The sequence below is a fragment of the Streptomyces hokutonensis genome, from assembly GCF_042751305.1.
Classification (GTDB): Bacteria; Actinomycetota; Actinomycetes; order Streptomycetales; family Streptomycetaceae; genus Streptomyces; species Streptomyces hokutonensis_A.
On record NZ_JBHYWD010000008.1, the window covers coordinates 119,817 to 142,452 of the forward strand.

General features: G+C 71.9%; 14 protein-coding genes and 1 tRNA gene. 1 reads left to right on the forward strand and 14 read right to left on the reverse strand.

Annotated elements, in window-relative coordinates:
* From mpaC to ACFXC1_RS22405, 5 genes are all read right to left on the reverse strand, one after another.
* Nucleotides 1-1,329: daptide-type RiPP biosynthesis dehydogenase (mpaC, locus tag ACFXC1_RS22385; protein WP_381245144.1), on the reverse strand; the 1,329-nt coding region annotated here is incomplete at its 3' end.
* Nucleotides 1,330-2,589, reverse strand: coding sequence for a daptide-type RiPP biosynthesis aminotransferase (gene mpaD, locus ACFXC1_RS22390; protein WP_381245146.1), 1,260 nt, complete (start codon nucleotides 2,587-2,589; stop codon nucleotides 1,330-1,332).
* Complete coding sequence (mpaM, locus tag ACFXC1_RS22395) at nucleotides 2,589-3,401, reverse strand: daptide-type RiPP biosynthesis methyltransferase (protein ID WP_381245148.1); 813 nt, start codon at nucleotides 3,399-3,401, stop codon at nucleotides 2,589-2,591. Before mpaM ends, mpaD begins: the two co-directional genes overlap by 1 nt.
* Nucleotides 3,398-4,501: a daptide biosynthesis RiPP recognition protein gene (gene mpaB, locus ACFXC1_RS22400; RefSeq protein WP_381245150.1), complete on the reverse strand. Its 1,104-nt coding sequence runs from the start codon at nucleotides 4,499-4,501 to the stop codon at nucleotides 3,398-3,400. The genes mpaM and mpaB overlap by 4 nt, the downstream gene beginning before the upstream one ends.
* Entirely contained in the window at nucleotides 4,494-5,474 is a 981-nt protein-coding gene (locus ACFXC1_RS22405; RefSeq protein ID WP_200712695.1) for an LLM class flavin-dependent oxidoreductase, read from the reverse strand. Before ACFXC1_RS22405 ends, mpaB begins: the two co-directional genes overlap by 8 nt.
* 388 nt (nucleotides 5,475-5,862) lie before the next feature.
* On the opposite strand from ACFXC1_RS22405, the gene ACFXC1_RS22410 reads away from it, so the two are divergent.
* Nucleotides 5,863-7,494: a DUF3631 domain-containing protein gene (locus ACFXC1_RS22410; protein ID WP_381245534.1), complete on the forward strand. Its 1,632-nt coding sequence runs from the start codon at nucleotides 5,863-5,865 to the stop codon at nucleotides 7,492-7,494.
* An 11-nt stretch (nucleotides 7,495-7,505) separates the two neighbouring features.
* Here the strand turns inward: ACFXC1_RS22410 and ACFXC1_RS22415 are convergent.
* From ACFXC1_RS22415 to ACFXC1_RS22455, 9 genes are all read right to left on the reverse strand, one after another.
* Nucleotides 7,506-7,579 (reverse strand) — tRNA-Thr (locus tag ACFXC1_RS22415).
* 107 nt (nucleotides 7,580-7,686) lie between these two features.
* Nucleotides 7,687-9,303, reverse strand: coding sequence for an alpha/beta hydrolase (locus ACFXC1_RS22420; RefSeq protein ID WP_381245151.1), 1,617 nt, complete (start codon nucleotides 9,301-9,303; stop codon nucleotides 7,687-7,689).
* 103 nt (nucleotides 9,304-9,406) lie between these two features.
* Nucleotides 9,407-10,612, reverse strand: coding sequence for a DNA polymerase III subunit delta' (locus tag ACFXC1_RS22425; protein WP_381245152.1), 1,206 nt, complete (start codon nucleotides 10,610-10,612; stop codon nucleotides 9,407-9,409).
* 131 nt (nucleotides 10,613-10,743) lie between these two features.
* Complete coding sequence (tmk, locus tag ACFXC1_RS22430) at nucleotides 10,744-14,064, reverse strand: dTMP kinase (protein ID WP_381245154.1); 3,321 nt, start codon at nucleotides 14,062-14,064, stop codon at nucleotides 10,744-10,746.
* A gap of 146 nt (nucleotides 14,065-14,210) precedes the next feature.
* The gene (gene topA / locus ACFXC1_RS22435; protein ID WP_381245156.1) at nucleotides 14,211-17,048 is read right to left on the reverse strand and encodes a type I DNA topoisomerase; all 2,838 of its coding nucleotides are present in this window, start codon (nucleotides 17,046-17,048) and stop codon (nucleotides 14,211-14,213) included.
* Nucleotides 17,049-17,306: 258 nt separating this feature from the next.
* The gene (locus ACFXC1_RS22440) at nucleotides 17,307-17,504 is read right to left on the reverse strand and encodes a hypothetical protein (RefSeq protein ID WP_381245157.1); all 198 of its coding nucleotides are present in this window, start codon (nucleotides 17,502-17,504) and stop codon (nucleotides 17,307-17,309) included.
* Between the two features lie 96 nt (nucleotides 17,505-17,600).
* Nucleotides 17,601-19,940: a serine/threonine-protein kinase gene (locus ACFXC1_RS22445; RefSeq protein ID WP_381245158.1), complete on the reverse strand. Its 2,340-nt coding sequence runs from the start codon at nucleotides 19,938-19,940 to the stop codon at nucleotides 17,601-17,603.
* Nucleotides 19,941-20,161: 221 nt separating this feature from the next.
* Nucleotides 20,162-21,682, reverse strand: a complete 1,521-nt coding sequence (locus ACFXC1_RS22450) for a DUF7059 domain-containing protein (RefSeq protein ID WP_381245160.1) — start codon at nucleotides 21,680-21,682, stop codon at nucleotides 20,162-20,164.
* 130 nt (nucleotides 21,683-21,812) lie between these two features.
* Nucleotides 21,813-22,409 (reverse strand): small secreted protein, encoded by a 597-nt coding sequence (locus ACFXC1_RS22455; protein ID WP_381245162.1) that lies wholly within the window; start codon nucleotides 22,407-22,409, stop codon nucleotides 21,813-21,815.
* Nucleotides 22,410-22,636: the final 227 nt, after the last annotated feature.

Consider the following 22,636-nt stretch of genomic DNA (forward strand, 5'->3'; position numbering starts at 1 on the left):
GCTGGGGGCCCCGCTCCTCACGCCCCCGCACCTGGGGGGGGGTGGGGTTGGTGTACAGGGTGTTATTGTTGTTCCCCCCCCCCGGGGGTGTGGCGGGCCGCCCGCGGGCGTGGGCGGGCGCAAGTCTGTGGTGGGCGGCTGACGGACGGCCTGGTCCATCACCCGCCGGATGTCGGCGAGCGTGAGCGCGCCCAAGGTGGGCAGTCCGTCACCCCACGCGCGCAGCGTGGACCGGGCGATCAGCTCCGTCCGCTCCGCGCTCGCGTCGATGCCGCGTTCGATCAGCCAGGTGTCCAGCAGGGACTCGATCCCCTCGACCGGGTCGGCCGGGAGGGCCGGCAGGTGGACCGAGGTGACGGCCTGCCAGAGCCGGTGCAGCCGGGGTGCGGCCCCCCAGCGGACGCCGCCCTCCGCGATGCGCCGCCACAGGGGTGGCAGCACGGCGGCGGCGGCCGTCATCTTGCGCAGGCCGAGGCCCGTGGACAGCTCGTTGGCGAGGTACCAGCCCTTGCAGGCGCAGGGGTCGCGGCCCTGGTTGAACCACGGGCCGTGGCTCACGCCGCTGAGCTTGGCGATCTCCAGGCGCAGCGCGTCGCCGGGGGTTTCGCCGGCCCGCCGGACGGACGCCAGCTCGGCGCCGAGCACGGTCAGCCGCTCGATCAGCGTCAGGGTGAAGGCGTCCTCCGAGGGGAGGTCCCGCGGGTCCCCCACGTACATCCCGGCGACCCGGAAGAACACCTCGAAGACCCCCTCGGCGAGGAGTTCCACGGGCAGGGTCCGGGTGGCGACCGGGTCGAGCACCGCCACGTCCGGCTGGAGCCCGTTGCCCAGCACCAGGCGTTTGCCGCTCGGTCCCGCGAGGCAGGCGCCGCCGCTCAGCTCGCTGCCGGTGCCGACGGTCGTCGGGACGGTGACGACGGGCACCGCGGGCTCCGCCTCGGCCGGGAGCAGCACAAGACCGCTCCGGCCGCGCATCGCCAGCCGGTCCCGGACCACGGGAGCCGAGCTCATCAGGACGGCCAGCTTGGTCTGGTCGAGCAGGGTCCCGCCGCCGACGGCCACGACGAGTTCGCTGTCGCGCAGCCGCTCGGCCAGCGCCGTCACGCTCTCCAGCGTGCCGGGGCCGTCCGGCACGAGCCGCTGCACCGGCCGTCCCGCCCAGGCCGCGCAGGCGAGTATCCGGTCCACCGTCTCCGACTCGGCGACGGCCGGGTCCGCGAGCAGGGTCAGCGTCCGCCCCTTCTGTTGGGGCAGCCACTTGGCCAGTCCGCCGATGCCGTGCACCACCTGGGTGGGGCGTCGACCGCTCAGGTTCCACACCGTGTCCACTCAGACCGCCTCGGACTGCCGGGCGTGCGCGGCCACCCCGGCCCGCACGCAGTCGAGGAGTTCGGCGACCTCGTCGTCGGTGTAGACCAGCGCGGGAAGGATCTGCACGCCGTTGACGCTGGGGTGGACGATCGCGCCGGCCTCGCGGATCGCGGCGACGACCTCCGGGACCTCCTGCTGCGGCAGCGGCTCTCCGCCGGGCGTGCTGAGCCGGATGGACCGGAAGCAGCCGATGCCCGTGGTGCCCGAGACCAGCGGTTCGGTGGTGACCAGGTCCGCCAGCCGTTCGTCCAGCACGGCCGACAGGCGCCGCGCGGAGGCGACCGCGTCGAGTCGGCGCATCTCCTCCACGGTGGCGAGGATCGCCGCGCAGGTGACGGGCGTTCCGGCCTGGGTCTCGCCGTGGACGAACACGTCTCCGGCCGCGTCGAAGGGTTCGGCGAGCGCCCTCGGCAGCAGGACGGCCGCCGCGGCGTGGGTGCCGTTGGTCAGGCCCTTCGACGTGATCAGCAGATCCGGCGGGGCCGGCCAGCGCTGGGAGGCGAAGAAGTCGCCGGTGCGGCCGAAGCCCGTGGCGACCTCGTCGGCGACGAGGAGGAAGCCGTGCCGGTCCCGGAGTTCGAGCAGCCCATGAACGTACTCCGGGGTGAGGGGAACCGCCCCGCTGCCGAGCACCGGCTCCACCACGACCGCCGCGATCCGGCTGCCCTGCTGGGCCGCCAACTGGGCGATCTCCTCGACGGAGTTGGGGGACACATGACGGACGAGCCGCTGGTCGACGCCGTAGACGGACTGGCCGAGGTTCTCGCCGGTGAGCGCGAACCCGCCGAACGTCAGCCCGTGATAACTGTCCCGCAGGCCCACGACGAGCTTGCGCGCACCGTCCCCTCGCAGGGCGTGGTAGTGCCGGGCCAGCTTCATCACGAGGTCGTTGGCGGCACCTCCGGAGGTCGAGAAGACGACCCGGCCGTAGTGGTCCGCGCCCGCCGCCTCGACCAGCGCCCGCGCCGCACGCCTCGCGTAGACGTTCTCGTAGCGGAACACCGACAGGTAGGAGGCATCGCGCAGGGCGGCGGCGCAGGCTTCCGCGATGGCCTCGTTGCCGAAGCCGAGGTTCGCGTTCCACAGGCCGCTGGTGCCGCAGAGCAGTTCACGGCCGTCCAGGAAGCGGATGCGGACGCCGTCCGCCGAGACGGCGCACAGGTCGTCCGCTCCCTGCAGACGGGGTTCGAGCAGGGAGGGCCAGAGTTCGGTGGACATCAGGCGGCCTCCGCTTCCAGCAGCACAGCGGTGTGGCGGGGGGAGGCGGCGGGCAGGGTGTGCCGCGCGACGACGCGCAGTCCCGCCGACGCCAGCTCCCGGGTGAGGTCGTCGGGGGGCAGGACCCGGATGGCCGTGGTGAACGCGGGTACCGGTCCGTCCTGCGGTGTCTCCCGCTCGGGGGGCAGGATGGTGACCTTGCGAACCTCCTGGCCGGACCGCCAGTGCTCGATCATCCGGTAACGGCGGCCACTGGCACCCGCGGCCTCCAGGTCGAGGTCGTCCCCGTCGGCGCCGTCCACGTCGACCGTGGAGAGCAGGAACCTTCCGCCGGGCCGGAGGTGGGCGCGGACGGCCGCGTAGAGCCCGGCCCTGCCGTCGGCGTCGAGCAGCGAGACGGACGTCGTACCGAGGACGACGACGGCGAAGCCGGCGCCGCCGAGCGCGAAGGCCGACATGTCTCCCTGGACCACGGTGCAGCGCCCCCCGATCCCCGCCGGGGCCTCGGCGAGCCGCTCCCTGAGGAGGGCGACCATGCTCTCCTTCAGCTCCAGGGCCGTGACCTCACGGCCCAGCGCGAGCAGGGGGAGTGTCAACCGGCCGGAACCGGCGGCGAGTTCGAGGACCGGGCCGGGGACGGCACGGACGGCCCGGGTCAGTTCCCTGACCTCGGTGGTGTCGGCGGCGGCGAGGTCGTGGTAGACGGAGGCGCCTGCCTCGTCGTACAGGTCGTGCACGCGGACTCGGTCGCCGTACCTGGCGAGGATCTCGCCGGCGAGGCCCGGGACCGCCGCGGTTCGGGTCGTCGTCATGCGGTCGCCTCCAGCACACGTGCCAGGGGAACTCCCTTGTCGGCGAAGAACGCGAGCACCCGCTCGACCTCGGCCCGGTCCGCGTGCCGCGTCGCGGCTTCGTCGGCGCCGAGGACCAGCAGCAGTTCCGTGATCTCCGCCGCCCGGCGGCCGAGTTGGAAGGTCCGGTCGAGGCCCGGGACCCTGACGTACGCCCGCTCCGGCGTCCAGCACAGGATCGGCGCCTCGGCGTCGTCGGCGTTCAAAGCCCTCTCGCTGTACAAGGCGCCTTCGGCCTCGGCGAGTTCGGGGACGAGCCGGTGGCCGAACCCTGAAACCCTGGGCTCCGTGATCCCCCGCGTCTGAAGGTCGCGCAGCACGTCCAGCGTCGTCAAGTAGCGTGCGAGCCAAGGGCGTTGGAGTACAGCCGGGCCGCGCACCTCCTCCGGGACGGCCGCGCCGAGCGGCACCGCGCCGGGCACCTCGCTCGCCGCGTTCAGCCGCTCCCACTCTGTGCGCAGGACGGCCGCCGAGTCCCCGGCGGTCCCCAGCCGCAGCCCCTGCGGCGAGACCGAGACGCCGCCGTCCCGGCCCACGTAGAGCCTGGTACCCGGACCGTCACCGGGGACCAGGGCGCCGAGCGCGGAGAGGTCCGCGAGCTGCACGGCCGGGCTGACCGCGAACGCGGCGAACCGGCCCTCCGTCCGCGCGGCGTCGGCGTCCGCGAGGAACAGGTCGAAGTCCGTGTCGCCGGACATCCGCACGAGCGTCGTGCCGAGCAGCGACATGTACGGGCTGACGCCGTAGTCCTGGATCTGGAGGAAGAGGACGTCGTCGACCGACGCGTCGCCTTCCGAGCCGCTCAGCGAGCCCTCGTAGCCGACGACGGTGGCGCCGGACCGGTCGTCGCGACCCTGCTGCACCGCCGGAGCCTCCGGGACGAGGACGAGCGTCCCCGGTCCCACGGCGTCGGAGCCGAGCACAGCGTCCAGACCGGCCGCGTCCTCCAGGACGACGGTGGCGGCGGTACCCGGTGTACCCGGTGCTTCAGCGGCCAGCGGGCGCCCGGTGACCCAGGAACGCAGGTGGTGGCCCACGCGCGCGATCAGTTCCTCATTCACCGGAGTCCCTCCTGTCCGCACCCACGGCGGCCAGAATCTGCTTCAAGTCGTCCATTGCAGCGCTCGCTCCGTAGAGTCGGCACACGCCCGTGAGGTTCAGCACGATTTCATCGACCCCGGCATCCCGATACTCGTCGAGCTGCTTCACGATCTGGTCTAGATTCCCGAAGACGAACGCCCCGGATTCCGCCATGAGCCGCGCGGCCGATTTCGAATCGCTCTCGGTGAAATCGATGCCCGCCTTTCCTAGCATGTCGATATAGTGCGGCGCCTGCATATGCGCCGCATTGCTCGCCAGCACGAAATCGGAGACGTCCCGGTCGGGGCGTTCCAGCGCCACCGGCACCATCGCCGTGATCCTCGGCACGGCCCGGCCCGCCGCGCTCGCCCCCTCCCGCAGCGCGGGGCGGACGACGCCGTCGACGTAGGCCGCCGGCGTGAGCCAGGTGATCGCTACGTCCGCGACCTCGCCCGCGAGGCGGGCCATGCCGGGTCGCAGCACCCCGAGCCCGAGGTGCACGGGCGGCGACATCGCCGGGCCCATCCCCGCGTGGCAGGTGTAGTACTCGCCGTCGAAGTCGACCGGGTCACCGCTGAGCAGCCCTCGGACCACCGTCATGTACTCACGGACCGCCGTGAGCTGGCTTCGGTAAGGAGCGCCGAGCAGGCTCTGCTGGAACGTCTTCGCACCCGGCCCGAAGCCGGCCACGACCTCTTCACCGGTCGCCATCGCCAAGGTCTTGACCTTGTGCGCGGCCTCGAACGGATGCCGCAGCGGCATCAGGGTGACTCCGAGGCCGGTCGGCACCCGGAATCCGGAGCCGGCGAGAGCGGAGAACGTCTGGAAAGGCTCCATCAGCAGGCTCTGCCCCTGCCAGAGCCTGGCGGCTCCCGTCCATTCCACCAGCGCCGCGAAAGGAAGAACCTGTTCCGTCCGGCGCGGCAGAAATGGCACCAATACCGAGTAGTCCATTCATCCCCCCGGATCGCAACTTCTGGCGTCGACTTCTGACGTCGTGAATATTTCCAGAGGAATCAGTGAGCGCGCAACGACTTTCGCTGCAACTTGATGCAGGGGGAGCTTGCAGAAAAATGCACCCGGGTAATTCCTGCCCGGGGACCTGCCGGACCCCGACACCGTGGCACCCCCGCACGCTGCCGGTACCCGCCCTCAGGCCGGAGAGAACGAACAGCTCCGCGGGTTCGTCAACGCCGGCCACATGCGCGGACGCCCGATGTACCGGTGCGTCGGGGACGGCGCCGACCAGCAAGTACAGGGCTTCCCCTCGGACTGCGCCGTGGCCGTCGCCGGACTCGGCTCGCTGCCCGACACGATCATGACCCGGTCCGTCATCGTCCGCATGCGCCGCCGGGCCCGCAACGAGTTCGCCGAGCAGTGGCGCACCCGCATCAACGTGCGGGAGGGCAACCAGATCCGCGACCGACTCGCCAAGTGGACCGAGACAGTACAAGAACAGATCACGGACGTGTCCCCCGAGATGCCGGACGGGATCACCGACCGGCCCGCGGACGTGTGGGAACCCCTGATCGCCATCGCCGATGCGGCCGGAGGCAACTGGCCGCGGCGGGCCGCACGAAGGAACACCGAGGAGCACATGAGCCCCCGCAATCCGAACATGGAGTCATCCGTCTACAAGGGCAGCGACGGCTGGTGGCACGGCCGCGTCACCATGGGCGTCAAGGACGACGGAAGCCCCGACCGACACCACCGCAGGGCAAGGACCGAAGCCGAAGTACGCCGCAAGGTCCGCGACTTGGAGAAACTCCGGGACAAGGAACGCGCCCCGAAGGCCGGCCGCAAGCCGACCGTAGAACAGTGGATGACCACGTACCTGACCGACATCACGAGCCCGAAACTCAAGCCGCGCTCCCTTGACGACCACTGGTCCAAGACCCGCAACGACATCGTCCCCGGCGTCGGACAGCACCGCCCCGACAAGCTCCAATCGGAGCACCTGGAACGGATGTACCGGGCCATGCTCGGCGCCGGTCATGCCCCGTCCCACATCGTCAAGGTGCGCCGCATCCTCTCCCGCGCTCTGAAAATCGCCCACCGCCGCCGGAGGGCCGGCGAGAACGTCGTCACCCTGGTCGACCCGCCCTCGATCGACGAGACCGAGACGAACCCGTTCACCCAGGAAGAGATCAAGGCGTTCCTGGAAGCGGCAGCCAAGCGGCCCACGTTCATATGCTGGATCGTCGGCGTCGGCACGGGGCTCCGACAGGGCGAGACCCTGGGCCTGCGCTGGCCGTACGTCGACCTCAAGGCCGAGCTGTTCCACCCCAAGTGGCAGCTACAACGCCTCACTTGGCGTCACGGGTGCGCGGACGCTCACGCCTGCGGGGAGCGCCTGCACCGCTTCGAGCCCTGCCCGCCCGACTGCGCCACGCACAGGAACCACAAGCGCGGCTGCCCGAAGCCGTGCACGGCGACGTGCGTCAAGCACGCGAGCATCTGCCCCGACCGCAAGGGCGGTGGGCTGGTCTTCACCCGTCCCAAGACCAAGAAGAGCACGAACCCCGTACCGATCCCGCCCGCCTTCACTCCCCACCTGCTCGCGCACAAAACACAGCAGGACGAACTACGGGAGGCGGCCGGCGAACTCCGGCAAGAGCACCACACCGTGTTCACCCGACCCGACGGCCGCCCCATCGACCGCCGCCTCTACGACGGAAGCCGCCACACGGCCGGCACGATCCTCAACGAACTCGGGGTGGACATGCCCACGATCATGGAGATCCTGCGGCACACCCAGATCAGCCAGACCCGGCGATATGTGAAGGGGCGGTCGCACCTCTCAAAGGACGCGATGCGCCGCATGGGCGACCACCTCATGCCCGCGTCCGAACCGGCGCCAGAACCCGCGACTGAGACCAGAACTGAGACCGCCGACCGCCGCGCGGCCCGCGCTCAGCGCCCCCACCGCATCCACCAAAAGCAAAAGCCCCAGGTCACGGCGAGTGAGTCCTGAGGCTTCCACAGAGCCGCCTTCGGGATTCGAACCCGAGACCTACGCATTACGAGTGCGTTGCTCTGGCCATCTGAGCTAAGGCGGCGCGCTGTCCGCACCATGGTGCGATCAGCAACGTCGGAAAGTCTACACAGTTTTCGGGGGTGCTCCGTACACCCCCTGGCCGCACCCCCGCCCCCAGCCGCGCAGACGCTACGAGCAGCGCTTTCCCTTCGCCGGCGGGGTCCCGCGGAGCAGATATGCGTCGATCGCGGAGTCGATGCACGTGCTGCCGCGGCCGTACGCGGTGTGGCCGTCGCCGACGTACGTGAGGAGGCGGGCCGAGGAGAGCTGGCGGGACAGGGACTGGGCCCAGCGGTACGGGGTCGCCGGGTCGCGGGTCGTGCCGACGACCACGATCGGGGCGGCGCCCTTCGCCTCGATGCGGTGGGGTTCGCCCGTCGGCTTCACGGGCCAGTACGCGCAGTTCAGGGAGGCCCAGGCGAGGCCGTCGCCGAAGACGGGGGACGCCTTCTCGAACGCGGGGAGCGCCTTCTCGACCTGGTCGGTGGTCGAGAACGCGGCCGGCAGGTCCAGGCAGTTCACGGCGGCGTTGGCGAACATCAGGTTCGAGTAGCGGCTGTCGGCGTCACGCTCGTAGTAGCTGTCGGAGAGGACGAGCAGGCCCGCGCCGTCGTTCTCCTTCATCGCCGACGTCAGCGCCTCGCGCAGCTGCGGCCAGGCCGCCTCGTCGTACATCGCGGCGATCACGCCGGTGGTGGCGAGCGCCTCGCCGAGCTTGCGGCCGTCCACGTCGCCGGTGGGGATCGGGTGCGCGTCGAGCTTGCGGAAGAAGGCCTTGAGGTTCGTCCCGACCTTGGCGGGTGTCGTGCCCCTGCCGCCGAGCGGGCAGTCCGGCTGCCGTACGCAGTCCTTCGCGAAGGACTGGAACGCCGTCTCGAAGCCCGCCGTCTGGTCGAGGTTCATCCGGCGCGCGGGGAGGGAGGGGTCCATCGCGCCGTCCAGGACGACGCGGCCGACCCGGTCGGGGAACAGCCCGGCGTACGTCGCCCCGAGGAACGTCCCGTACGACGCCCCCACATACGTCAGTTTCCGGTCCCCGAGCACCGCCCGCAGGATGTCCATGTCGCGGGCCGCCTCGACCGTGGAGACATGGCGCAGTACGTCGGGCGAGTGGGCACCGCAGCCCTCCGCGAACTTCTTGTACTCGTCGACGAGCCGGGTGGTCTCCTGCTTGTCGTCGGGGGTGGTGTCGGTCTGGGTGAACGTGTCCATGGCCCGGCCGTCGAGGCACTCGACGGGCTCGCTGCGGGCGACGCCCCGGGGGTCCATCGCGACCATGTCGTAGCGGGCGCGGACTGTGGCCGGATAGCCGATCCCGGCGTACTGCTGGAGATAGCCGACCGCCGAGCCGCCCGGCCCGCCCGGGTTGACCATCAGCGAACCGAGCGGTTTGCCCTTGCCCGTGGCCTTCTTGCGGGCGACCGCGAGCCTGATGTCTCCGGCGGTGGGCTTGGCGTAGTCGAGCGGCGCCTTCATCGTGGCGCATTCGAAGCCGGGGACACCGCAGGTGCGCCAGCTGAGCTTCTGCCCGTAGTACCGCGCGAGCGTGGACGGCGTCGACTGCGGCAGCGCGGCCAGCACCACGGCCGCGGCCGGACTGGCCGCTGTCGTCGAACTCCCCGAGGAGCACGCGGAACACGCGGACATGAGGAGCGCGGCCACGGCGAGCAGCGTGCCGCCGGTCCGACGGCTTCGGCGGGCCCGACCGGGCCGACTGGGTTGGCGGAGGGAGCGCCTGATGTGCATCAGACGATCGTAACGTTGAGCAACCGACCGAACGCCCTGTGTACGCAATCCACCTCGGACGAGTTACGTCGTCAACCTCACGCTCAACCTCATGCCCGAAAGATCAGCCCGCTCTGAGCGCCAAGGTCATCGCCTCCACCGCGAGCAGCGGTGCCACATTCCGGTCGAGCGCCTCTCTGCACGCGCCGATCGCGTCGATACGGCGCAGCGTGGACTCCGGGGAACCGGCGCGGGCCAGCCGCTCCAGGGCGTCCTCGGCGTCCGCGTTGGCGATCGCCACCCGTGAGCCGAGCTGGAGGGCGAGGACGTCACGGTAGAACGCGGTGAGGTCGGTCAGCGCGAGGTCGAGGCTGTCGCGCTGCGTGCGTGTTCTCCGGCGCTTCTGCTTGTCCTCCAGGTCCTTCATCACGCCCGCCGTGCCCCGGGGCATCCGGCTGCCCTGGCCGCCGCCCATCGCCGCTTTCATCTCCTCGGTCTCCTTGCCGTCCACCTCCTCGGCCAGCTGCTTGGCGTCCTCCGCGGCGGCGTCGACCAGCTCCTGCGCGGCCTTCAGGCAACCGCCGACGTCCTCGACGCGCAGCGGCAGCTTCAGCACGGTGGCCCGGCGCTCGCGCGCGGCCGGGTCCGTGGCGAGGCGGCGGGCCCGGTCGACATGTCCCTGGGTGGCGCGCGCGGCGGCCGCGGCCACGGCGGGTTCGATGCCTTCCCGGCGTACGAGCATGTCGGCCACGGCGTCCACCGAGGGCGTCGTCAGGTTCAGGTGGCGGCAGCGGGAGCGGATCGTGGGCAGGACGTCCTCGATCGAGGGGGCGCAGAGGAGCCAGACCGTGCGGGGGGCGGGTTCCTCCACGGCCTTGAGGACGGCGTTGGCCGACTTCTCGTTCAGCCGCTCGGCGTCCTCGACGAGGATGATCTGCCAGCGGCCCGTCGCCGGCGAGGTGAAGGACTTGCGGACCGTGTCCCGCATGTCGTCGGCGAGGATCTGGGTGCCCACGGCAGCCACGGTGGTGACGTCGGCGTGGGTGCCGATCAGCGCCGTATGACAGCCGTCGCAGAAGCCGCAGCCGGGGCTGCCGCCGAGCGCGCGGTCGGGGCTCACACACTGGAGCGCGGCGGCGAAGGCCCGCGCCGCCTGGTTGCGTCCCGCGCCCGGCGGGCCCGTGAACAGCCAGGCGTGGGTCATCTTCGACGCCTCCGGCGGGGCCGTGCCGTTGGTCGCCGCGGTGACGAAGGCGTCGGCGTCCCGAGCGGCGGCGTCGAGCTGCTCGCTCACCTTCTCCTGACCCACCAGGTCATCCCACACGGTCATGGGTCACCGGCCCTTTCGTCACGCTTCGGGTTACGCGATCCATTGTGCGGGCCACCACTGACAACGAGGGCCGGGGGCAGTCGACGAGAGCCGGGGGCGGCGGTACCGAGCCGCCCACCGCCTCACCTCCGTCAGCCCCTGCGCCCCCGGCCGCGGCCCCGCCCGCGACCTGTGTCGTCGTCCTGGTCGAAGTCGCCGGCCTCGTGCGGGCCGAGCAGTTCGTCGGCCAGTGAGGGGAGGTCGTCCAGCGGAGTCTCCTCGGCCCAGTCGGGACGCGGTCGGCGTCGGGGAGCGCCCTGCTCGTCGACCTGGGGCAGTTCGCGGGTGCGGTCCTCGGTCCGGTCGGGCCGGCCTGCCGGACGCTCGTCGCGGAAGAAGCCCTCGGGCACCCGGTCCGACGGATCGTCGCCGCGCACCGGCGGCAGCACCGCGGTCTCGTCCGCGGCACGGACCGGCGGCAGCACGGCCGTCTCGTCTGCGGCACCGGACGGCACGGGCGGCAGTACGGCCGTCTCCTCCGCGGCGGAAACCGGCGGCAGCACCGCCGTCTCGTCCGCGGCCCCCTCGGGAGCGGGCGGCTGCGGCAGCTCCGCCGTCGCCTCGGAGTCGCGCGCCTCGGAGTCCGCGGACACCGACCGCAGTACGGCCGTCTCGTCACGGGAACCGGAAGCGGAACCGGAGTCCACCGGCCGCAGCACAGCCGTGTCGTCCGCCGACCGCCCACCTGTACCCGCGCTCGCACCCGGCGCCTTCACCAACGGCGTCTGCACGGTCGACGCCTCGGACCTGACCTCCGGAGCGGCGGGAACCGCCGGAGCCGTCGGCTGCCGTACGGCCACCTCTGCCGCTGCCGCCGCTTCCGCCGCCAAGCGGCGTGCCTCCTCGGCCGCGAGCAGTGCCGCCTCGGCCTTGCGCTGCTTCTCGCGGCGGCGTTCCTCGGCCTCGGCGCGCAGCCGGGCCTCCTCCTCGGCCTGCTTGCGCAGACGGTCGGCCTCGGCCCTGCGGCGGGCCTCCTCTGCGGCGCGGGCCTCTTCCTCGGCGAGGAGGCGGGCCTTCTCCTCCTCGGCACGCCTGCGCGCGTCCTCGGCGCGCTGGCGGGCCTCTTCTGCCTGGCGTTCGGCCTCGCGGCGCTGGGCCTCCTCCAGCTCGCGCCGCTTGCGCTCCTCCTCCTCGGCGCGCAGCTGGGCCAGCCGCTCCTGGCGCTCGCGCTCCAGGCGCTCCTCCTCGGCCTTGCGGGCGGCCTCTTCCTCGGCCTTGCGGCGGGCCTCCTCCTCGGCGGCCTTGCGCGCCTCCTCCTGGGCCTTGATCTCGGCCTCGGAGAGCGGCAGGACGGTGTCGAGGCGGTGCCTGATCACGGTGGTGACGGCCTCGGGCTCCTGGCCGGCGTCGACCACCAGGTAGCGGGCGGGGTCGGCGGCGGCCAGCGTGAGGAAACCGGACCGCACGCGCGCGTGGAACTCGGCGGGCTCCGACTCCAGCCGGTCCGGCGCCTCGGTGAACCGCTCGCGGGCGGTCTCCGGGTCGACGTCCAGCAGGACGGTCATGTGCGGGACGAGTCCGTCGGTGGCCCACCGGTTGATGCGGGCGATCTCGGTCGGGGAGAGGTCCCGGCCGGCACCTTGGTAGGCGACGGACGAGTCGATGTAGCGGTCGGAGATGACGACCGCGCCGCGCTCCAGGGCGGGCCGTACGACGGTGTCGACGTGCTCCGCGCGGTCCGCCGCGTACAGCAGGGCCTCCGCGCGGTGGGACAGTCCCGCCGACGACACGTCGAGGAGGATCGACCGCAGGCGCTTGCCGACCGGGGTCGCCCCGGGCTCGCGGGTCAGTACGACCTCGTGTCCCTTGCCCCTTATCCAATCGGCGAGGGCCTCGGCCTGGGTGGACTTCCCGGCGCCGTCGCCGCCCTCCAGGGCGATGAAGAAGCCGGTGCTCGCGGGCACGGTGTCGGGGTCGTCGCCGCCGAGCAGCGCGTCCCGCAGGTCGTGCCGCAGCGGTACTCCGGAGCGGTCGTCGACCTTGGCCAGCACCAGCGCGGCAACGGGCAGCAGCAGTGCGCCGACCAGCATCAGCGTGAACGCGGCACCGCCGTGCGCGAACACGAACTTGCCGTTCTCCAGGCGGTGCGGGCCGATCAGCGCCGCCACCAGGGGGGCGATCAGCGCGCCGAGGGCCACGGAGACCCGTACGACCGCGTGCAGGTGCTCGGTGGTGCGGGCCCTGCGGTAGTCCTCGGCCTCCTGGTCGAGGAGGGTGTGCCCGGTGTTGGCGGCCACGCCCGCGCCGATGCCGGCCAGGGCGACGATCAGGAGCACGGTGGTGACGTCCGGGACCAGGCCGGCGGCGAGCAGCGCGATGCCGGTGAAGGCGATCGCGAGCGTCAGCAGGCGGCGCCGGGACAGCGTCGGCAGCAGGGCGGGCGCCGTACGGATACCGAGCACGACGCCGCCGGTCAGTCCCAGGACGAGCAGCCCGAAGGTCACCGGGCCGCCGTGCAGGTCCTTGGCCTGGAGCACGGACACGGCGACGGCGGCGGAGATCGCGGCGGCGACGGCCGCGCAGGCGACCACGAGCAGCGCGATCGCGCCGGTACGGCCCTTGTCGATGCCGTTGCCCGTCCTGGGGCGGCGCAGTCCTTCGAGCGGCGACCGCGCGCGCGGGGTGCGGGTACCGGGTACTTCCAGGGCGGTCAGCACGGAGAGGGACGCGGCGAACAGTCCGGCGGCGACGTACGAACCGAGAGCCGCCTGGTGCTGGGCGAACCAGGCGACGCCCGTGCCCAGCAGGTTGTTGAGCAGCGCGGCCACGACGAGGGTCGCGGCGGCGAGCGGGATCGCCACAAAGCTCGTGCGCAGCGACAGCCGTCGTAGCGCGTCCATGTGGTCGGGCAGGGGCCGGACCGTGGCGCCCTCCAGAGGCGGGGCCGGCAGCAGGGCGGGGGCCGCGCTCTCGCGGCACACCGTCCAGAAGCGCTCGGCGACTCCGACGACGAAGGCGGTCACCAGGAGCACGGCCAGTGCGTTGTCCGGAGTCCAGTCGATCCACAGCGGGGCGACGATCAGGAGCGCGGCGCGCACACCGTCCGCGCCGACCATGGTCCAGCGCCGGTCGAGGGGGCCGTCCTGCGAGGTCAGCGAGGTGAGCGGGCCGAGGAGCACCGCCCCGAAGAGCAGTGTCGCCAGGATGCGCGCCCCGAAGACGGCCGCCACCGCGAACGCCACGCCCCGATAGCCGCCGCCGAACGAGCCCTGGGCGATCGCCGATTGGAGGGCGAGCACGACCAGGACCAGCAGGGCGAGGGTGTCACCGACACCTGTCACGAGCTGCGCGCTCCACAACCGCTTGAGCTGCGGCTGGCGCAGCAGGGCGCGGACGGCACGCTCGCGGGAGTCCGCGACAAGGGCGTCGTCGGGGGCCGGCTGGTGGGCCGTTGGCTGCTCGGCTGGCGTCATGCTTTCAGCCTATCGGCAGCCACCGACAACAAGCCGCGCCCGCCCGGACCTGCGCACACCCCGACACCAAAGTGATGCCGGGGCGTGCGTTCCGAGACCTTGCGGTGCAGGAAGCGTGTACGCCCCGGACCGCAGGAAACGGCTCGTCAGTCCTCGGACGTCACCTTGGAGGTGGCCGTCTTCTTGGCCGTCGCCGTCTTCGCGGCCGTGGTCGTCTTCTTGGCGGCCGCCGTCGTCTTCGCGACGGCCTTCTTGGCGGTCGTCGTCTTCTTCGCGGGCGCCTTCTTGGCCGCCGTCTTCTTCGCCGGGGCCTTCTTCGCCGTCTTCTTGGCGGGCGACTTGGCCCGCTTCTCGGCGAGCAGCTCGTAGCCGCGCTCCGGGCTGATCTCCTCGACGCTGTCGCCGGAGCGCAGGGTCGCGTTGGTCTCGCCGTCGGTGACGTACGGCCCGAAGCGGCCGTCCTTGACGACGACGGGCTTCTCGCTGACCGGGTCGGTGCCCAGTTCCTTCAGCGGCGGCTTGGCGGCGGCCCGGCCGCGCTGCTTGGGCTGGGAGTAGATCTCCAGCGCCTCGTCGAGGGTGATCGTGAAGAGCTGGTCCTCGGTCTGCAGCGAGCGGGAGTCCGTGCCCTTCTTCAGGTACGGCCCGTAGCGCCCGTTCTGCGCGGTGATCTCCACGCCCTCGGCGTCCTTGCCGACGACCCGGGGCAGCGACATCAGTTTGAGGGCGTCGGCCAGCGTCACCGTGTCGAGGGACATCGACTTGAACAGCGAGGCCGTACGCGGCTTGACGGCGTTCTTGCCGGTCTTCGGGGTGCCCTCGGGGAGTACCTCGGTGACGTACGGGCCGTAGCGGCCGTCGCGGGCGATGATCTGGTGGCCCGACTCGGGGTCGGCGCCCAGCTCGAAGTCGCCGCTCGGCTTGGCGAGCAGTTCCTCGGCGTGCTCGACGCTCAGCTCGTCCGGCGCCAGGTCCTCGGGGACGTCGGCGCGCTGGTGGTTCTCGGAGTCCTTCTCGCCGCGCTCCACGTAGGGGCCGTAGCGGCCCACCCGGAGCATGATGTCGTTGCCGACCGGGAAGGACGACACCTCGCGGGCGTCGATCGCGCCCAGGTCGGTGACGAGCTCCTTGAGGCCGCCCAGGTGGTCGCCGTCGCCGTTGCCCGCCTCGGCGGCGCCGGTCGCCTCGCCCTCGCCGAAGTAGAAGCGGCGCAGCCACGGCACGGCCTGTGCCTCGCCGCTGGCGATGCGGTCGAGGTCGTCCTCCATCTTGGCGGTGAAGCTGTAGTCGACGAGCCGCCCGAAGTGCTTCTCCAGGAGGTTGACGACGGCGAAGGACAGGAAGGACGGCACCAGGGCCGTGCCCTTCTTGAAGACGTAGCCGCGGTCGAGGATCGTGCCGATGATCGACGCGTACGTCGACGGGCGGCCGATCTCGCGCTCTTCGAGTTCCTTGACGAGGCTGGCCTCGGTGTAGCGGGCCGGGGGCTTGGTGGCGTGCCCGTCGACCGTGATCTCCTCGGCGGACAGGGCGTCGCCCTCGGCGACCTGGGGCAGCCGGCGCTCGCGGTCGTCCAGCTCGGCGTTCGGGTCGTCGGCGCCCTCGACGTAGGCCTTCAGGAAGCCGTGGAAGGTGATGGTCTTGCCGGAGGCGCTGAACTCGGCGTCCCGGCCGTCGGAGGAGGTGCCCGCGATCTTCACGGTCACGGAGTTGCCGACCGCGTCCTTCATCTGGGAGGCGACGGTCCGCTTCCAGATCAGCTCGTAGAGCTTGAACTGGTCGCCGGTCAGACCGGTCTCGGCCGGGGTGCGGAAACGATCACCCGAGGGGCGGATCGCCTCGTGCGCCTCCTGGGCGTTCTTGACCTTCCCGGCGTACACGCGCGGCTGGGCCGGCAGGTAGTCGGCGCCGTACAGCTGCGTCACCTGGGCGCGGGCGGCGCTGACGGCCGTCTCGCTCAGGGTCGTGGAGTCCGTACGCATGTAGGTGATGTAGCCGTTCTCGTACAGCTTCTGCGCGACCTGCATGGTGGCCTTGGCGCCGAAGCCGAGCTTGCGGCTGGCCTCCTGCTGGAGCGTCGTCGTACGGAACGGGGCGTACGGCGAGCGTCGGTACGGCTTCGACTCGACGGAGCGGACGGCGAAGTCGGTGTTCTCCAGGGCGGCGGCGAGGGCGCGGGCGTTCTCCTCGTCGAGGTGGAGGGTGTTCTCGCTCTTGATCTGTCCCAGTGAGTCGAAGTCGCGACCCTGTGCGACCCGCCTGCCGTCGACGGCCTGGAGGCGGGCGACCAGGGACGACGGGTCGCTCGCGTCACCTGCCCGGCCGGTCGCGAAGGTGCCCGTCAGGTCCCAGTACTCGGCGGAACGGAAAGCGATGCGCTCGCGTTCCCGCTCGACCACGAGCCGGGTCGCGACGGACTGGACACGGCCGGCCGACAGGCGCGGCATGACCTTCTTCCACAGGACCGGCGAGACCTCGTAGCCGTAGAGGCGGTCGAGGATACGGCGGGTCTCCTGGGCGTCGACCAGCGGCTGGTTCAGGTCGCGCGGGTTGGCCACGGCGGCGCGGATCGCGTCCTTGGTGATCTCGTGGAACACCATGCGCTTGACCGGGACCTTGGGCTTCAGGACCTCGAGGAGGTGCCACGCGATGGCCTCGCCCTCGCGGTCCTCATCGGTGGCGAGGAAGAGTTCGTCGGAGTCCTTGAGGAGGTCCTTGAGCTTCTTGACCTGGGCCCGCTTGTCGGCGTTGACCACATAGATCGGCGCGAAGTCGTGGTCGACGTCCACACCGAGGCGGCGCACCTCGCCGGTGTACTTCTCGGGCACCTCGGCGGCGCCGTTGGGGAGGTCACGGATGTGCCCGACGCTCGCCTCGACGACATATCCGGGGCCGAGGTAGCCCTTGATCGTCTTCGCCTTGGCAGGGGACTCGACAATGACGAGTCGGCGGCCGCCGTGTGCGGTCTCGCTGGTCGGGGACAACTTCGCTCTTCTCTCCGGTCGACGCTGGGGCCTCCCCTGGGGCAAGCGGGGCCGCTTGGTCCCGGGGTCGGGTCATGGTGACGCTGCGGAGTGTGACGGTACATCCCGCCCCCGTGTCAAACGGGAAAAGCCCGCAACGGCCACTCGAACGGTAACCCGACTACCGCCATTCCTGCCGCCCGGAGTCCCCACTGGCCTCTTCGGGGCGATCCGGAGGGTGATCCCCCGGTTACCCGCGCGCCAGCCAGGTCGCGGTGCTCAGACGTGCAGGAAGCACCAGGTTCCGAGGAGGAGCGAGGTGATCGCGACGACTCCCGCGAGGGTCGCCGATGCGACCTGGTTCACACCCTGGGCGACGGGTTCGCGGTGCCGCACCCTGACCGCGGTCCACAGCAGCAGCGCGCTTCCGAACAGGGCGAACACCAACCCCGCGAAGATCGCCGGCCCGCTCTCCATATGTGTCCCCTCCCGACCCGGATACCCCGGTCCGGGAGGCTGGCACCCGCGGGCGACGGGCGGGCCAACCCCCGGTGAACTCGCGGCGCACGACCCTCAGGCGGCGGTGCCCGAGGACGATATCGCCCCGGTCGTCCGGGAGTGATCCGTCTGGCCCACCGTGCACACGACCGAGTTGAATCCCGCCTTCCAGTTGTTCTCGTCGGACAGATACCCGTAGACGGAGCGGTCGCTTCCGGGTGCCCAAGTCGACTCGAACTTGTTGCCGCACAGCTTGTTCCCCTGTTGCAGCGCCTCCTCGAACGCCATCGTCCTGGGAGCCGTCACGAAACCGATCACCTGGTCGGTGTGCTCATCGGCGCAGTCGGCCAGGGTCGCGGTGAAGTACGTCTTGTGGTCGACGTAGAGCCAGCAGTCGCCGACGCTCATCTCGGTGGTCCACACGTTCGACCCGGTGTCCCTGAAGCGTCCTATCTCACCGCCGATCGGCACATGCCGGCCGAGTACGAGACACGCCGTACCGCCCCCGGCCGCCCCGAAGCCCGCCTGAGTCGGCGTCAGAGCGTAGACGTCCGCGTCGGCCAGGGAGTCGGCCGCCGCCTTCGCCTTGCCCGCGCACCGCTCGGCGCCGTGGTCGCGGGCGTCGGCGAAGTCGCTCGCCGTGTCGACCGCCATCACCTGACCGTCCGGCACGTCGTGCGCGCAGCTCACAACTCCCAGGTTGGGCCGCGACCGGAACGCCGTCCCGGTCCACACCGCGTGCACGCAATCGCCGGTCTGCAGCGCCTTCTTGAGCCCGACCTCCTGGCCGTACGGATACTCGGAGCCGGTCGCCGAGGCCGACACGGACGGGGACGCCTTCTTCGTCGCCGCCGTGTCCTTGCCGCCGGTCAGCGTGGTCACCGCCCACACCCCGCCGGCGATCACCAGCGCGACGGCCACCACGAGGGCGACGATCGCGGCGACCGGCTTCCGCCGCCGGCCCCCACCGGGTGGCCCGCCGCCGACAACTCCCGGGCCGCCGGGGTACGTCGGCCCCTGGCCGCCCGCGTACGGCGGCGGAACCGCGCCGCCCTGGTAGGGCTCCTGCCGGGCACCCGGATAGGCGCCCTGGTAGGACATCGTGGGGCTGTTCGCGTACGGATTCCACTGGCCGTACGCCCCGCCCGAACCGGCCTGCCCCTGCGGGGCGTACGGCGACGCGGGGCCACCCGGGGTGTTCGGCGTGTTGGGGGTGGGCGGTGCGCCGGGCGTCTGCGGGGTGTTCGGGGTTCCCGGAGTGGGCCGGCCCGCGGGCGTGTAGCCCCCGAGGGCGGCCGCGGGCCGGTCACCGTACGGCGCGGGGCTCTGGTGGGTGGCTCCGGGGCCACTCGGCGTTCCGGGGCCGTAGGGACCGCCGCCCATGGCGTATCCGGGCGGCCCGCCCTGGACTTGGCCCTGAGGTCCGGCGGGGACCTGGCCCGGAGGCCCGAAGTCGGCGTTGTCCGGCGGTCGTTCGGGGGTGGACCAGCCGACCGGTGCCGGGCCGAAGCCCTCCGGCACCGGTGTGTGTCCCGGGATCGGACCGGCCGACAGCGCGACCCGCTCCAGACCGTGTGCCGCCGTCTCCGGTGTCGACCTCAGGACCGGGTCCTTGACCAGCAACCCCTGCAGTACGGGCGCCAGTTCGCCCGCGCGGACGGCGGGCGTGGGCTCCTCGCCGAGCAGGGCGGTGAGGGTCGCGTAGTCGCCTTGGCGGTCGAAGGGGCCGCGGCCCTCGACGGCGGCGTACAGCGTGGCGCCCAGCGAGAACAGGTCGGCGGCCGGAGTGGGCGGCTCACCGCGGGCCCGCTCGGGGGCGAGGTAGCCGGGGGTGCCGAGGATGCCGGCGGTGGCGGTGAGGCGGGGTTCGCGGGACTCGGGCTGGAGCGCGATGCCGTAGTCGGTGAGCAGCACGCGCGCGTAGGGATCGCCCGAAGCGTTCGGTGCCAGAAGGATGTTGGCCGGTTTCACGTCCCGGTGCAGGATGCCGATGCGGTGCCCGGCGGTGAGCGCGTCGAGGACGGCGAGCCCGATGCGGGCGACCTGCGCGGGCGGCAGCGGCCCGGAGCGGCGGACGACCGCCTGGAGGTCGACGCCGTCGGGGACGTACTCCATGACGATCCACGGCAGGCCCTCGTGGATCACCACGTCGTGCACCGTCGCCACATGCGGGTGGCCGCGCAGCCGGGCGGCGTGGCGGGCCTCGCTGCGGGCCCGCGCGATGCGGTGCGCGGGCTCGCTCGCGTCCCTGGGGACGTCCGGCAGCGAGATCTCCTTGATGGCGACCTCGCAGGCCAACTCCTCGTCGTACGCGAGCCATACGCGGCCCATGCCGCCCGCGCCGAGCGTGCGCAGCAGGCGGTAGCGCCCGTTGACGATCCTGCCCTCACCCTGCTCCGGCGTATCCCCGGCCATCACGCCTCCCCCGAGACGGCGCGCCTCCCCCGAGGACGCGTGGAACCTGTCTCCGAAGGTAGCCTCGCACCCGCCACTGACAAGAGGGCCTTTCCGTACCAATCCCACCAATCTCGCCGGGCGTGAACACAGGCGGCCCAGTGGTGCGGGCACGCCTCAGGCGTGACGGGCGCTGGCGCGGCGCGAGGCGGGAAATTTGGCGAACCGGCCGCCGCGGCCGGTCAGTCGACGAGCTCCAGGAACCCGTGCTCCACCAACAGCCGGATCTGCGCGGGCGTCCGGTCGCGGAGCAGCACCGGGTCCTCGCCCACGAGTTGGGCGATCGCGTCCAGGATGCGGCCCGCGCTCAGACTGCCGTCGCAGACGCCGGCGAAGCCCGCGCCGACCGTGTCCACCTTGGTCGCCCGGCGCATACCGCGATGCTGGCGCAGCACGACGTGCTCGGGGTCCTCGGCGCCGGGCAGCCCGACCTGTTCCTGGATGACCTCGTCGGCGAGCCTGAAGTGGGCGGCGAGCAGGGCCGCGTCGTCGAGGGCGCGCAGCTGGTCGACGCGCTCGAAGTGCGCGCGCACGGTGTCGCCGAGCGGCTGCTCGACCGAGTGCGGCCACTCCTCGACGGTGATCGAGGGCGCGTCGGAACCCGTCCTGCGCAGCGTGATCCAGCCGAAGCCCACGGCCTTGACCTTGCGCGCCTCGAACTCGTCGAGCCACGCGTCGTAGAGCGCCTCGTACGCGGCCGGGTCGCCCCGGTGGTCGCCGGCGTCCCTGAGCCACAACTCGGCGTACTGCGTGACGTCCTGGACCTCGCGCTGCACGATCCAGGCGTCGCACCCGCGCGGCACCCACGACCTGAGCCGGTCCTGCCAGTCCTCCCCCTCCACGTGCTGCCAGTTGGCGAGGAACTGCGCGAATCCGCCCTTGCGCAGCCGGTCCCCCGCCTGCTGAACGAGCGACCGGCACAGATCGTCCCCGCCCATCCCGCCGTCGCGGTAGGTGAGCCGGGCGCCGGGCGAGATCACGAAGGGCGGGTTCGACACGATCAGGTCGTACGTCTCGTCGTCGCGGACCGGGCCGAAGAGGGAGCCCTCGCGGAGGTCGGCGGCCGGTGCGCCGGAGAGCGCCAGGGTGAGCGCGGTGATGTGCAGGGCGCGCGGGTTGACGTCGGTGGCCGTCACGCGCGTGGCGTGCTGTGCCGCGTGCAGCGCCTGGATGCCGGAACCGGTGCCGAGGTCGAGCGCGGCGGCCACCGGCGTCCGTACGGTGATGCCGGCGAGGGTCGTGGACGCGCCGCCCACCCCGAGGACGACGCCTTCCTCCCGGCTGCCGATGCCTCCGGCCCCGCCGACCGCGCACCCCAGGTCGGACACGATGAACCAGTCCTCGCCGCCGGGCCCGCCGAAGGGCCGTACGTCCACGGTCGCGGCGACCTCGTCACCGCCCACGGACGCCAGCCAGCCGCTCTCCACGCACTCGGCGACGGGGAGAACGTCCCGCACGCGTGCGTGCGGGACGGGCTGCTGGAGCAGGAACAGGCGGACCAGGGTCTCCAGCGGGGTGTCGCCCCGGGTCGCGCGGAGGGCCGGCACGGTCTCGCTGCGGGCCAGCGCCGCGTACGCGGGGGCGCCGAGCAGGTCGAGCAGTCCGTCGGCGGTGAAGGAGGCGCCGAGCAGGGCGTCCCGGAGGCGGGCGGCGACCTCCGGGCGGTCGGTTGCGGGCAGCGTGGGCAGGGTGGAGTTACTCACGCCCCCATTGTGGCCGCTCCGGCCGACAACGTGCCCGCGCGTGCGAAGGCCCCGGCACGCACACGTACCGGGGCATCTTTCAGTCACTGAAAGATCGCTGCCTACAGGAGGCGCGTTTCGCCGGGCGAGGTCAGGCGGTCCCGGACGAGGCCGACGCGGACGCCGACTTGCAGGCCTCCTGCTTGGTCATCGCCTTGCCGACATCGCCCTCTTCGAGGGTCTTCAGGGCGTCGTTCCCGCTGGAGCTGAGCTTGTCCAGCGAGGTCGCGATGCCCTTGAGGCCGTCCGCGAACTTCGCCTGGTCCTTGACGTCGAGCCCGTCGACCTGCTTCTTCAGGGCGGCGTACGACGCGGAGATGTCGTTGAGCTCCTTGACGGCGTTCTGCTGCTTCGTCGCGCCGCTGTCGACGTCCGGGGCCCCGGCGCTGTTCACGGCGGCCCCGATCGCCTTGTAGGCGTCGGACATGTCCTGGAAGGCCTGCGAGTCGGTCTGCCGGACCTGCTCCGGGGTGCTGTTGTCGGAGGTCTCCTTCTGGATCGCCGTGTTGGCGGCCTCGATCTTCTTCGCCTGCGGCTGCACCGCGAGGCAGACCTGCTTGGCCCAGGAGTCCAGCTTGGCGTCCGTGTCGTCGCTGCTGCCGCCGCATCCCGACAGCGCCAGTACCAGTACCGCACCGCCGGACAGTGCGGCCGCGAGCTTCTTGTTCACCGGATTGGTCCCTTCCATGGCTCTCGGCCCCGGAACATACACGGCGCACAGGCCGCACCCCCGGGCCGAAGGACCGATAGAAAGCCTTTTGGGGCCATTTGCACCAAGCGAGAGAAGGCTCACGGCGAGGGACTGAACACACACAGAACGGGCGGGGGGGGGCCCCCACACGCGCCCCCCCCCCGCCGGGTGATAGGGTGCTCCCGAGTAACCCCCTACCGGGCCCGGAGGTACCCCCACCCAAA